This is a genomic window from Marinobacter sp. EhC06 (genome assembly GCF_001650915.1).
Lineage (GTDB): Bacteria > Pseudomonadota > Gammaproteobacteria > Pseudomonadales > Oleiphilaceae > Marinobacter.
The window spans coordinates 80628-93301 of record NZ_LXYO01000034.1; the positions used below are offsets into that span (position 1 = coordinate 80628).

Annotated in this window: 8 protein-coding genes; 3 read left to right on the forward strand and 5 right to left on the reverse strand. The window is 57.3% G+C overall.

The features are described from left to right. Window positions 1–87: 87 nt before the first annotated feature. From malQ to glgC, 3 genes are read right to left on the reverse strand one after another with little or no spacing between them, the layout of a single operon-like run. Window positions 88–1581, reverse strand: coding sequence for a 4-alpha-glucanotransferase (gene malQ / locus A8B84_RS17295; protein ID WP_064230398.1), 1494 nt, complete (start codon window positions 1579–1581; stop codon window positions 88–90). After that, window positions 1578–3305 (reverse strand): glycoside hydrolase family 57 protein, encoded by a 1728-nt coding sequence (locus A8B84_RS17300; protein WP_064230399.1) that lies wholly within the window; start codon window positions 3303–3305, stop codon window positions 1578–1580. Before A8B84_RS17300 ends, malQ begins: the two co-directional genes overlap by 4 nt. Then, on the reverse strand, window positions 3295–4560 hold the full coding sequence (gene glgC, locus A8B84_RS17305) for a glucose-1-phosphate adenylyltransferase (protein WP_064230400.1): 1266 nt from the start codon (window positions 4558–4560) through the stop codon (window positions 3295–3297). The genes A8B84_RS17300 and glgC overlap by 11 nt, the downstream gene beginning before the upstream one ends. A gap of 203 nt (window positions 4561–4763) precedes the next feature. On the opposite strand from glgC, the gene glgB reads away from it, so the two are divergent. The 3 genes from glgB to glgP are packed head-to-tail and all read left to right on the forward strand — an operon-like array spanning window position 4764 to window position 10698. Beyond that, entirely contained in the window at window positions 4764–6650 is a 1887-nt protein-coding gene (gene glgB / locus A8B84_RS17310; protein ID WP_064230401.1) for a 1,4-alpha-glucan branching protein GlgB, read from the forward strand. Continuing rightward, window positions 6647–8110, forward strand: coding sequence for a glycogen synthase GlgA (gene glgA, locus A8B84_RS17315; RefSeq protein ID WP_064230402.1), 1464 nt, complete (start codon window positions 6647–6649; stop codon window positions 8108–8110). The genes glgB and glgA overlap by 4 nt, the downstream gene beginning before the upstream one ends. A 32-nt stretch (window positions 8111–8142) precedes the next feature. Continuing rightward, complete coding sequence (gene glgP / locus A8B84_RS17320; protein WP_201257908.1) at window positions 8143–10698, forward strand: alpha-glucan family phosphorylase; 2556 nt, start codon at window positions 8143–8145, stop codon at window positions 10696–10698. Window positions 10699–10717: 19 nt separating this feature from the next. Here the strand turns inward: glgP and A8B84_RS17325 are convergent, their stop codons facing one another. Together A8B84_RS17325 and A8B84_RS17330 are read right to left on the reverse strand one after the other, a co-directional pair. After that, window positions 10718–11377 (reverse strand): alpha/beta hydrolase, encoded by a 660-nt coding sequence (locus A8B84_RS17325; RefSeq protein WP_064230404.1) that lies wholly within the window; start codon window positions 11375–11377, stop codon window positions 10718–10720. Window positions 11378–11410: 33 nt separating this feature from the next. After that, a complete protein-coding gene (locus A8B84_RS17330) occupies window positions 11411–12607 on the reverse strand; it encodes a lysophospholipid acyltransferase family protein (RefSeq protein ID WP_064230405.1) in 1197 nt (398 codons plus the stop codon). Between the last annotated feature and the right edge of the window lie 67 nt (window positions 12608–12674).

Genomic DNA, 12674 nt, shown 5'->3' on the forward strand with positions numbered 1-12674 from the left:
GACTCATTCAGAACGCCAATTGTTGATACCGCCTGTGTTTTATATCGAAGGTTTGAGAGCGTCTCTTTGATGCTGATCAAAAAATGGTCAGTCTTGGGTGAGACGCCCATGTCGCTTTACTGCGTCGGCGATGAATTTCGACAGGTCTTCCTCAGAAAAATTCCAACTCAGTTGCCATGTCCAGTTATTCCTAACGGTGCCCGGCGTATTAAACCTTGCCTCGGTTCCAAGACCCAGGAAATCCTGCATAGGCACCACGGCCAATGAACAGACCGAACGGAACGCCGCTTCAATTACCGGCCATGGCATCCCATCACCACTGGTGGCCAGATAATCGTTCACATAGTGCCGGGTACGGTCATCCAGGCTGCGGTACCACCCCAGTGTTGTGTCGTTATCGTGGGTGCCGGTGTAGACAAGATCCCGGGGCTGGTGGTTGTGAAGTAGATGCGGATTGTTTGGGCTGCCGTCGAAGCCAAACTGCATCACAGTCATCCCCGGCAGCCGGAAGCGATGACGAAGTTCTTCCACATCGTCGCTGATGATGCCGAGGTTTTCGGCTACCAGGGGTAAATCCGGGAACCGGTCGAAGCAGGCCTGTAGAAAATGGTCAGAGGGGCCAGGAACCCAATAGCCGTTTCGTGGCTGAGGGGCCTCAGCCGGGATCTCCCAATAGGCCTGAAGCCCCCGAAAATGGTCTATCCGGATCAGATCGAACAGATGGCGCTGGCTTTCGAGCCGTTGAAGCCACCACTGGTAGCCATCTTCCGCCATGACCTGCCAGTTGTAGAGTGGATTACCCCAGTGCTGGCCCTCCTCGGAAAAATAGTCCGGCGGCACACCGGCAATCACAGTGGGTTCGCCCCGGGCGTCCAGTTTGAAGAACTGTCGGTTGGCCCAGACATCGGCGCTGTCTTGAGCGACAAATATGGGGATATCACCAAACAGCAAAACATTGCGGCTTCGTGCATAGTCCCTGAGTGCCTGCCACTGGTGGTTGAACAGGAACTGCTCAAACCTGATGCGAGCCAGTCTGGCCTGGTTCTGGTCGACAAAGGCCTGCAAGGCAGCCGGCTCCCGATCCCTCAAGTGCTCTGGCCACTGGAGCCAGCCTGGCGACTCCTGAACCTCCCGGATTGCGCAGAACAGACAGAAATCATCCAGCCAGTAATCATTTCTTGCCCGGAAAGCTTCAAATCCGGCCAGATCAAGGCCCTTCCGGCCTGTGGCATGGCCCTCGTAAAACCGTTGGGCGGCGATGGCCAGCAGCTGCTGGCGGGATTCGGCGATGGGCTGGGCCAGTTCAGCGTCGGCCAGTAGTCCGGTCTGCAGCAGTTCAGCGAGGTCAATAAAATCCTGGTTGCCCGCGTGGGCGCTCAGGGATTGGTACGGTGAAAGATCCTGGTGTGTCGGTCCAATAGGCAGTGTCTGCCAGATGGTGATGCCACTGTCGGCCAGAAAATCGACGAACCGGCGGGCGCCGGCGCCCAGAACACCCAGGCTTCCGGGCAGACAGGTCGGGTGAAGCAGCACACCGGCCCTTCGGGCACTGAACAGATCCTTGTCGTTCGCTGAAGTCATGCAGGATGATCCGCCTCATGACCCGGCCGCATGGTACCGCCGCGAGCCGGTTCTCCACTGCCCTGGCTGAGCTTCTGGAACACGGATGGCGGCGCCGGGTAGCCGATCATTTCATAGAGATTGACGAGGTGGCGGCGGTACAGATGCTCAAAGTCGTTGACGATCTGGGCCGGGTTATAGTCACCAAACCACCAGAACCAGTCGGACCCTTCGCAGATAGCCAGTTGCTGCATGGCGGCCGCTTTCTGCTCCGAATTGAGACTGCCATTGTCCATCACCCGGTCGAAGTGGGTTTTGGCTTCACAGAGCAGATCCCAGGCCCGGTTTTTGTCCGGGTCACCGATCCAGGTGGAGAACGTACCGTAAATCCAGCTGCCGGCAACAAGATGCGGCAAATGAACCGGCGCGGCTACGGGGTTCGCCACCAGATCGGCATAAGTGGTCAATCTGAGCCGGGGGTGGTTTGCCAGTACCCGATAAAGTTCGCCGAGGAAGTGAAAACCGTTCTCGGGGTAATACTCCCAGGCATTTTCGCCATCCATGATCACGGAAATCACCGGCTTCGTCTTGCCCTTGGCCTGCCCCGCAATGTTTTCCATGTGATGCACCAGGTCGCCAACGGCATCCCTGGCATGCCAGTCTGCGTAAGTAAAACCGATCAGATCCGACAGACCGTCGTCACGGAAGAAGACGGCGGTATCCGATTCGCCGAACGTATAGGGCTGGTGAATCCCGGCATCGGGCAAATCCGGGTTGTCCTGCCGGGCCAGATTGAGGCTGTTGTGCACCACAGAATCTCCGCTGGCAGTCCATCGGAATTGATGTTGATCCAACAGGCGCAGTGTGGCCTGGCTGAGACCACCCTCGGAAGCCCAGCAGCCGGAGGGATCAACACCGAAGAAGCGCTGAAAAACGGTCCTTGCCTGTTGGAGCTGCCATGCTGCGCGCGCTTCACCCTCCGGGTAATGGCTGTGTGCTGGCAAAGCGATATCTGGCATGGCCTCGCGGGCAGCACCCAGGTCGATCAACAGAGGGAGCATGGCATGGGTGTAGGGGCTGACAGACAGCTCCACCTGCCCTTTTTGCGCAAGATGCCGGTACCTTGGGCCGATGCCGGATAACACATCAAAAATCACGTCGAGAAGAGCCTTACGGTCATCCATCGAAAAGTTGTGGCCCTTCTCCTGAAGGCTCTGGATGCAATGGCTGCTTCTGCGGATGGTTTCTCCCATCCAGCCAAGGTGGTACCAAACCAGCAAGTCGGAAAGAAACCGGCTTGAAATGTATCTCTGCAGCTCGGGCTTTTTGCGGTAAACCTCTGCAAGCTCCGCCAACTGCGCGTAGGCCGGGTACCGATTGATGATCCGTTCCCGGTTCGCCCGCAGAGACTTATCGATCAATCCCAGAAACGCAGGCGTGCCGGTTTCCGGCAACTGTTCTGCAACCAGAGCTGCGAGCAAAGGATCGCCGATCTCGCCAGCGCCATGGCGCCATTTTTCAATCTGAATAAGGTAGGTCTCGATCTGCTCAAGCAGAACCGGGGCAAAATTGACTACCGCCCTGGCGTCCGGATTCGCTTCCAGATGCGCCGCCATGTCGCTGTAATCCTTGATGGTATGAAGGTACACCCAGGGAAACAGGAACTGATCAGTGCGCATATCCTGATAAGACGGCTGGTGCATGTGCCAGCAGAGTACAACCGGTGTTTTGGTGTCAGAGGCCATGGGGATAATCCTGCCCGAGCATCTCGGGCGTGATCAGCACAATACCTTTGGGCGATACATGAAACCGCTTCCGGTCATCGGCCTCGTCGAAACCTATCCTCGTCCCTTCGGGGATGCGGCAGCCACGATCAATCAAGGCATTGCGGATGTGGCAGTGACGGCCAATCTCGACATCCGGGTAGATGACCGAATCCGAGATTTCACTATAAGAATGAATCTTAACTTGCGAAAACAACAAGGAATGCTTCACCAGAGCGCCAGAGACAATACAGCCGCCGGCCACCATGGAGTCCACAGCCATGCCTCGTCGATTGTCATCATCAAAAACAAACTTTGCCGGTGGCAGCTGTTCCTGATAGGTCCATATCGGCCAGTGGGAATCATAGAGATTGAGCTCCGGGCTGATTCCGATCAGCTCCAGGTTTGCCTGCCAGAGTGCGTCAACGGTGCCCACATCGCGCCAATAGGCCGGCTTGTTCTCAACCGGATTACGGAACGGGAATGCGACCACCCGCAGACGCTTGATGACGGAGGGAATAATGTCCTTGCCGAAATCGTGAGACGATTCGCCATCCATCTGCTGGTCGCGCATGAGTTCGTCGAAGAGCACCTGGGTACTGAACACATAGATGCCCATGGATGCCAGCGCCTTTCCGGGCTGGCCCGGCATTGGCTTGGGCTGTTCTGGCTTCTCGATGAACTCGGTGACCCTCAACTCGTCATCTACCGACATCACCCCGAATGCCGAGGCTTCATCGAGAGGTACTTCGATACAGCCCACGGTAATATCGGCATCATTCTCCACGTGATGGGCCAGCATGGTGCCGTAGTCCATCTTGTACACGTGATCACCCGCAAGAATCAGCACATACTCTGGCTGGTGGCTGCGAATGATGTCGAGGTTCTGAAGTACAGCGTCCGCCGTTCCTTCATACCAGGACGTCTCGATCCGCTGTTGCGCAGGTAAGAGCTCTACGAACTCATCCAGTTCTCCCCGAAGAAACCCCCAACCCCGCTGGATATGGCGGATCAGGGAATGGGATTTGTACTGGGTGATTACACCAACCTGCCCGATGCCGGAGTTTATGCAGTTCGAGAGTGGAAAATCGATAATCCGGAACTTGCCTCCAAAGGGCACCGCCGGTTTGGCCCGCCATTTGGTGAGATCGTGGAGGCGGGATCCCCGCCCTCCGGCAAGTACCAGAGCAAGAGTCTGACGAGTGAGACGACTGACGAAACGCTTGGCCGTTTGCATAGCTGCTTCCCTGAAGAAAACCTTCCCTGTAACCGGTCGTTTAACCGCAAGGGTTTGCCACGTTTTTGACGCCCTAAACTATAGTAGAACACTAGCACGGAATTATGACGTAAACTTGTTTTGGGTCATTTTTTAAACAGGCCCTTTCGCGTCCAATGAAGGGACGCTCAAAGCGCCTCATCTGGTCAGGAACAGCACGGTCTATGGACAGTCCAACGCTCAGCGAATTCGACCTCCATCTTTTTGCCGAGGGTCGCCACTGGCACATTTACAACGTGCTCGGTGCCCATGTCTGCAGGAACCGAGGTGTGGAAGGTGTCCGGTTTGCAGTCTGGGCGCCGCACGCCAGCGCCGTCAGTGTTGCCGGTGACTTTAACGAATGGAACGCGGGCATCCATCCCATGTCGTTGCATGAAGGCACGGGAGTTTGGTCCTGCTTTATCCCGGGCATCGGTAACGGCGCTCTCTATAAATTCGCCATCACAACGGACAAAGGCCGGCAGATCCTGAAAACCGATCCCTACGGACAGGCTTTCGAGCTCAGGCCCTCCACCGCTGCTGTAGTCACCGAGCGCGGCCACTTTGGCTGGGGCGATGGCGACTGGCTGGCCCGGCGGAGTCGCTGGAACTGGCAGGATTCGCCCATCTCCATCTACGAGGTTCATGCCGCCTCCTGGCGCCACCACGGTTCGGGTCGATGGCTGACCTATCGGGAACTGGCCGACCAACTCATTCCCTATGTGCTCGAACTGGGCTTCACCCACATTGAACTGTTGCCGGTCACCGAACACCCCCTGGATGAATCCTGGGGATACCAGACCACCGGCTACTACGCGCCCACCAGTCGGTTCGGCACGCCGGACGATCTTCGTTATCTGGTGGACCAATGCCACCGGCACAACATCGGCGTGATTCTGGACTGGGTACCGGGACATTTCCCGACCGATGAACATGCCCTTGCCCGCTTTGATGGCAGTGCGCTTTACGAACATGAAGATCCCCGCAAAGGGCGTCATCAGGACTGGGGCACACTCATCTACAACTATGGCCGGCATGAGGTGCGGAACTTCCTGATCGGCAGTGCCTTGTTCTGGCTGGACGCCTTTCATATCGACGGACTCAGGGTGGATGCGGTGGCTTCCATGCTGTACCTCAACTACTCCCGGAAGGAAGGCGAGTGGGAGCCCAATGTGCATGGAGGCCATGAAAACCTCGAAGCCATTGAGTTCCTGCGGGAATTGAACCAGGTCTGCCAGAGCCGCTTCCCCGGAACGCTGGTCTGTGCGGAAGAATCGACCTCCTGGCCGCGTGTAACCCGGCCACCGGAAATTGGCGGACTCGGGTTCAACCTGAAATGGAACATGGGCTGGATGCACGACACCCTGGACTATCTGGCACAGGATCCGGTGTATCGTCAGTATCATCACGACAAACTGACCTTTGGGCTGCTCTATGCCTTCACGGAGAATTTCCTGCTGCCGCTTTCCCACGACGAAGTGGTTCATGGCAAAGGCAGCCTGATCAACAAAATGACCGGCGACGAATGGCAACAGAGGGCTACCTTGAGGGTGCTTTTTACCTACATGTTCAGTTACCCGGGCGCCAAACTTCTTTTTATGGGCGGTGAATTCGGGCAGCGACGCGAATGGAGTGAATCCCGGGAACTGGACTGGTCTCTACTGGCCTACCCGGAGCATCAGGGTATTAAAAAGCTGGTCCAGGACCTGAACGGTATCTACCGACGGGAGGTCTCGTTACACGGCGCCTGCTTCAAGCCGGGTGGTTTCGAGTGGATCGACTGCCATGATTCCCCCCAGTCAGTGATCAGTTTCCTGCGCACCGCCAAGGGCGAAACCTCGGTGATTGTCGTTAATTTCACACCCATGCCCAGACACCACTATCGGATCGGCCTGCCTGAAGGTGGCAACTGGCGGGAAGTTTTTAATTCCGATTCAGAGTATTACGGTGGCAGTAATCTGGGAAATCCCTACCCCATGCCTGCGGATGCCCAGCCCTGGATGAACCGTGAGTGGTCCGTGGAACTAACCCTGCCACCACTGGGCGCGATCATTCTGAGGCCGGCTTTATGATCCGGGTGCTGTTTGCAACCAGTGAGGTTTATCCCTTGATGAAAACCGGCGGTCTTGCCGACGTTTCTGCAAGTTTGCCGGAAGCGCTCTGCCGCCTGGAATACGACGTACAGATACTTCTACCGGGCTATCCCGATGCTTTGAGAGCAGCAAGAAAGGCAGGCTCCCGAAGGAAGGCGCGGTTTCAGCTGGGGCAATACAATGTGAGCCTCTGGCAGACCCGACTGCCCGGCACCGCTGTCACGCTATGGCTAGTGGACTGTCCGCCATTGTTTGATCGCCCTGGCAACCCCTACAAGAACGAGGAAGGCAAAGACTGGTGGGACAATGCCCATCGCTTTGAGCTGTTCGGAAAGGTCGGCGCCATGATCGCCATGGGAGAGGCAGGCCTGTCCTGGAGACCGGATCTGGTTCACTGCAACGACTGGCAAACCGGGCTGATACCGGTATTTCTAGAGGCCTACCACGACAGGCCCGGCACTGTGTTTACCATCCATAACCTCGCCTACCAGGGACTCTTCTCCCACGAGACTTTCCGTGCCCTGGGTCTGCCTGATTCGCTCTGGAACCTCGAGCAGCTTGAATTCTACGGGCAGCTTTCGTTCATCAAGGGCGGCCTGGTTTTCAGTGACCGAATCACCACCGTCAGCCCGACCTATGCGCTCGAGATCCAGACCCCGGAATTCGGTAATGGACTTGATGGTTTGCTCCGACACCGCCAGGACGCGCTCACCGGCATTCTCAACGGCATCGATAACCGGGTCTGGAATCCAGAGGAGGACCCTGAACTGTCCTTCCACTATGGCCGGGATCACTTGAAGAACAAGACGCAGTGCCAGGCCGGCCTGCAGCAAGAGCTCGGGCTGGAGGTAAACGGCGGTCCACTACTGGGCTTCATCGGGCGACTGGTTGAACAGAAAGGCGTGGACTGGCTGGTTTCGGTGATGCCGCACTTGCTGGAACAGGGTTGCCAGTTTGTCGTTCTTGGCTCCGGTGAAGCCAGTTACGAGGAGCCCCTGAAACGCCTTGCCCGGCAATGGCCGGGGCAAATGTCTCTCACGTTGGGCTACAACGAGGGGCTATCCCACCGCATCACGGCCGGCTGTGACCTGTTCCTGATGCCCTCGAGATTCGAGCCCTGTGGGCTCAACCAGATGTACAGCCTCAGGTACGGCACGATTCCGGTGGTGCACGGTGTTGGCGGGCTGGCAGACACGGTCAAGGACCCTCAGGAGGTTGGCATCGACAAGGCCACCGGATTCGTTTTTACCGGCGCCAATGCCGATTCGTTACTGGCTGCAGTAAACCGCGCGCTACAGGTTTTTGAAAAACGTAAGCAATGGCGGAGGTTGCAGGACAACGGCATGGCGATCGACTATTCCTGGAAGCAGCGGGCTCGCACCTATGGCGATCTGTATCAACGTATTCTCAAAGAACGTGACCAACAACAGCTGGATTAGTGCGAGCGCTTGCCCGCCTGGAGGCAACCAACATGCATAAAGCAACGGAATTCCGACTTGAAGCTCATCCCCTGCTTCCCGAACCCCTGGAACGACTGGAAGAGCTTGCCAATGACCTGTTCTACAGCTGGGACCACGGCGTTCGAAGCCTGTTTGTCCGTATTGACCTACCGCTATGGCAGAAAGTCGAGCACAACCCGAAGCTTTTCCTGCGGCGGGTTGCCCAGGATCGACTCGATGAAGCCTCTGAAGACCGGGCGTTTCTGGCCGAGTATCGTCGGGTCCTGAGTAGCTACGATGCCTATCTGGAGGCTGGCCCGGGCCCGGAAGTGACGGAGAAGCTCGATCCGGAACAGGCCCTGGTGGCTTACTTCTGTGCCGAATTCGGCTTCCACGAAAGTTTTCCGATCTATTCCGGCGGCCTGGGCATCCTTGCCGGCGATCATTGCAAGGCCGCCAGTGACCTGGCCCTGCCCTTTGTCGCTGTGGGTCTGTTGTATCGGCAGGGTTACTTTATTCAGAGTATCGACGCCCACGGTCAGCAGATTGCGCGCTACCAGTCCCATTCAAGCGATGAACTGCCCATAACGCCAGTGGAAATAGACGGCCAGGTACTCAAGGTGTCGGTTCCCTTCCCCGGTCGCGACGTGGTGGCGCGAGTCTGGGAGGCGCGGGTCGGTCATATCCGGTTGTACCTGCTGGACAGCTACACCGAGGAAAACGGCCCGGAGGATCAGGATCTCACGCTCCAGCTGTATGGTGGCGACGAATCCACCCGTATCAGCCAGGAGATGCTGCTTGGCATCGGCGGAACGCGGGTACTGGAAGCCCTGAGCCTGAAGCCGACTGTCTGGCACATCAACGAAGGCCATGCTGCGTTCCAGATCCTCGAACGTTGCCGCAACGTCATGATGAATTCGGAGCTCGGCTTTGAATCAGCTCTGGAAGCAGTTGCCGGCGCTACCCTGTTTACCACCCATACACCGGTACCTGCCGGGCACGATATTTTCCCGAGAGCCCTGGTTCATCATGCTCTCGGTAGATATCTGGAAGAAGCCGGGCTGGATTTCCAGCAGGTGTTCGCATTGGGTGCAAAAGATGGTGGCGACAGCTTCAACATGACCAGCCTTGGGCTGCGTGGCTCTCGGTACCACAACGGCGTCAGCCGTATTCATGGAGGTGTCGCTTCGCTGATGGAAGGCGATATCTGGCCCCAGGTGCCGCCGGCAGAAAACCCCATCGGCTACATCACCAATGGTGTGCACGTACCTACCTTTCTGGCGCCGGAATGGTCCAGTCTGTTTGATATTCAGGCGCCCACCTGGAAGAGCGAGCTCAGGAACCCGGATTTCTGGGAATTTATCGACCAGATTCCGGATTATCACTATTGGAGCGTACACAAGGCGCTAAAACAGCAAATGGGCGAGTACGTCGTCCGGCGCCTCAAGCGCCAGCATAAGCGCAACGGCACTGGTCACTCCGTGACAGACCGGATGACCCGGCAGCTCACGTCCTCGGAAAAAGACACGCTGGTCATCGGTTTTGCCAGACGGTTCGCAACCTACAAGCGCGCGACGTTGATTTTTTCCGATCTGGAGCGGCTGGAGCGGATTCTCACCAATCCGGATCGGCCGGTGGTGCTGGTCTTTGCCGGTAAGGCCCATCCGAAAGACAAGCCTGGCCAGCAATTGATCAAGGTTATCCATGATTTGTCCATGCACCCCTCGTTGATGGGGCACCTGATTCTGCTCGAGGATTATGACCAGGCCATGGCCCGCCGGCTCCTCAGTGGCGTGGATGTGTGGCTGAACACCCCGGAATACCCGAAGGAAGCCAGCGGCACCTCCGGCGAAAAAGCCGCCCTGAACGGTGCCCTGAATCTCAGCGTACTCGATGGCTGGTGGGGGGAAGGCTACAACGGCAAGAACGGCTGGGGCATTCCGCCCAGGGATACCGAACTGGATCCGGAGTTCCGTAACGAGGAAGAAGCACGGGACCTGATTGACCTGATCGAATTCGAGGTGGTGCCCCTGTACTACGATCGTGCCTCACAGGGTTTTTCCAAGGGCTGGGTCAAGCGCTCCAAGGCTTCGATGAAATCCATTACGCCCCGGTTCAATGCCCAGCGCATGGTGATGGACTACGTGAATAATTATTACCAGCCAGCATCAAGCCAGGGTGCAATTCTTATGGCCGACGGCGGCCAGGTTGCCATCGGGCTGGCAGATTGGAAAGCAAGGGTCAGGTACGCCTGGCCGGGTGTTGAATTGCGGGTGGTCGGCTGCGTTAAATCTTCGTGTCCCCATGATGGCGCCGTAGAGCTTCGGGTAGAGGCGACGCTCAATGGCCTGTCAGCCGAGGATGTTCGCGTGGAATGCCTGGTCAGTCCTGAATGCACCGGAACCCACGGCAGCCCGGGGCCTGACAGCTTCTTTCTGGATAAGGAGAGTGAAGCGGAGGGCCGAACCGTGTTCGCCACCTGTGTGCAGCCACCCTATCCTGGCTTGCAGACCCTAAGGTTACGGATGTATCCGTACCATGAATCGCTAACCCATCCGCTGGAGATGGGCGCCATGCTCTGGGTATGAGCCCGGGCATGGCGGTTCTTCAAAGCAGGTGTCGGCGAATGAACCGGCCAATGTCCTGGATTTCCTCAAGGCACACGCTGTGTTCCATGGGGAAGGTCTGGTAGGAGGGCTCGTAGCCCATTTCCTTCAGGGCCTCAACACTGCGCACACCCAGTGATTCCGGCACCATCGGGTCGAAGGTGCCGTGATACACGCTGATTGGCACATCGGCGTTTGCTTCCGAACGTTGAACCGTGTCTGCAGTGGCAAAGTAGGTTGAAAGCGCCAGAATGCCACCGAGCCGTTCCGGATAGCTGAGCCCCAATTCGTAGGCAACCGCCCCGCCCTGAGAAAAACCGGCGATGATGATCCGGTCTGCCGGAACGCCCTTCTCCTTTTCACGCTCAACAAGCTTTGCTACGGCGTCGGCGGACGCCCGCAACTGTTCGGTATCCACCACGCGATCAATGTCCATGGCCTTGATGTCATACCAGGCCGGCATGGACATTCCGCCATTGATGGTCACTGGCAGGTTGGGCGCATGGGGGAAGATAAAACGCACCGCGGCATCTTCCGGCAGGCCCAGTTCCGGAACCACCGGCTCGAAGTCGTGGCCGCTGGCACCAAGGCCATGGAGCCAGATGACGGCTGCGGTCGGGTTGTCCCCGGTTTCAATTTCGATGTACTGAAGATCCTGCACGGTTTACCTCTCGTCTGAAAATTGTGTGCCGGCTTATTCGGAGTTGCCGGATTTTTCGGCATTGGCCTCAAGCGCGGTGACTACCGGATTGGCATACATATCCAGCAGATAAGGCCGGATGGCCGGATCGCAGGCTTCCAGGCGCCTTTCCATCTCAGCCTCGGCAGCCTCCATCTCTGCCGGCGACCAGGTTTCGGCAGTGACCACCGAATCGCTGACGGTATCCGGTGTGTCGTGAGACTGGGGATGAAGGCCTCGTTGCTGGTAAGCCACCAGATTTGACGCATGCAGGTGATAGTTCGCATGCATCTCCCGGTCGATACGGCCTGCCAGATCTTTCGGGTTTTCCGGGGAGTCATGAATGGGCGCACCAAAGTGCACATGCACGTGCCCCTTGAAACCGGTCAGTCCCTTCATGATCTGCTCGGTGTCTTCGCCCTCGCGCTTGATGTACTGGCCGGTTCTGGCCCGGGTTTCCAGTTCCCGGGCCTTGTCGGCATCGCAGGGATCGTATTCATAGGCTATGGAAACCGGCACCACATGCAGCCGGTTCATGGCTTCTGCGAAACTGAGCCCGCTTTTCTTCCGGCTCATGTAGAACATCTTGATGATGGCCGGATCGGTGAAATCAAGGCCGTCCTTCGCCCGGCCTTCCCGCTGGGCAATCCATATGCTGTGATTTGTGTCGATGCTGTGGTTAATGAAACCGGAGAGTGTGATGTAGGCATCGCGCATCTCCCGCGGGCTGGTCATGCTCCGGCGCACCACAAAGCTTTTGTTTAGCCGCATCATTTCAGCAAACACACGGTTCGCCAGCAGATTGTCGCCTATGGCAATCCGGGTGGTATGAAAACCGTTCTGGAACAGCAGGTAGTTCACCACCATGGGGTCGAAAACGATGTCCCGATGGTTTGAAATGAACAGGTAGGCGCCGTGCTTGTCGAGGTTATCAAGCCCGCTGGACGTCACTCTTGTGGTGGTGCTGTCAACCAGTTCACCCACGTAGCCGGAAAGCCCGGCCTGCAGATCATCAACGCGGGTGTAGTGGCCAAAATGGCTGCTGAGCCAGCGACGGGTAAATACACGCAACATGGCCGGCGCCCAGCGTGCCAGGGTCGGAGACTTGAAGCGACCAACCATATCCAGAAATTCCTGATCATTGACCAGGCGGTGAATAGCAGCGCCGGTTTCTTCGTCCGAATACGGACGGATGGCATCAAATTCCTGCATGGAAGCCCTGTTATTATCAGTGTCTGTCACAGTATGGCGTTAAACGGTAGTTCAAAAACGCGGTATT

Excerpts from the sequence above, each read along its gene's own strand:
- malQ (WP_064230398.1), bottom strand. The coding sequence starts at position 1,581 with ATGACTTCAGCGAACGACAAGGATCTGTTCAGTGCCCGAAGGGCCGGT.
- A8B84_RS17300 (WP_064230399.1), bottom strand. The coding sequence starts at position 3,305 with ATGGCCTCTGACACCAAAACACCGGTTGTACTCTGCTGGCACATGCAC.
- glgC (WP_064230400.1), bottom strand. The coding sequence starts at position 4,560 with ATGCAAACGGCCAAGCGTTTCGTCAGTCGTCTCACTCGTCAGACTCTT.
- glgB (WP_064230401.1), top strand. The coding sequence starts at position 4,764 with ATGGACAGTCCAACGCTCAGCGAATTCGACCTCCATCTTTTTGCCGAG.
- glgA (WP_064230402.1), top strand. The coding sequence starts at position 6,647 with ATGATCCGGGTGCTGTTTGCAACCAGTGAGGTTTATCCCTTGATGAAA.
- glgP (WP_201257908.1), top strand. The coding sequence starts at position 8,143 with ATGCATAAAGCAACGGAATTCCGACTTGAAGCTCATCCCCTGCTTCCC.
- A8B84_RS17330 (WP_064230405.1), bottom strand. The coding sequence starts at position 12,607 with ATGCAGGAATTTGATGCCATCCGTCCGTATTCGGACGAAGAAACCGGC.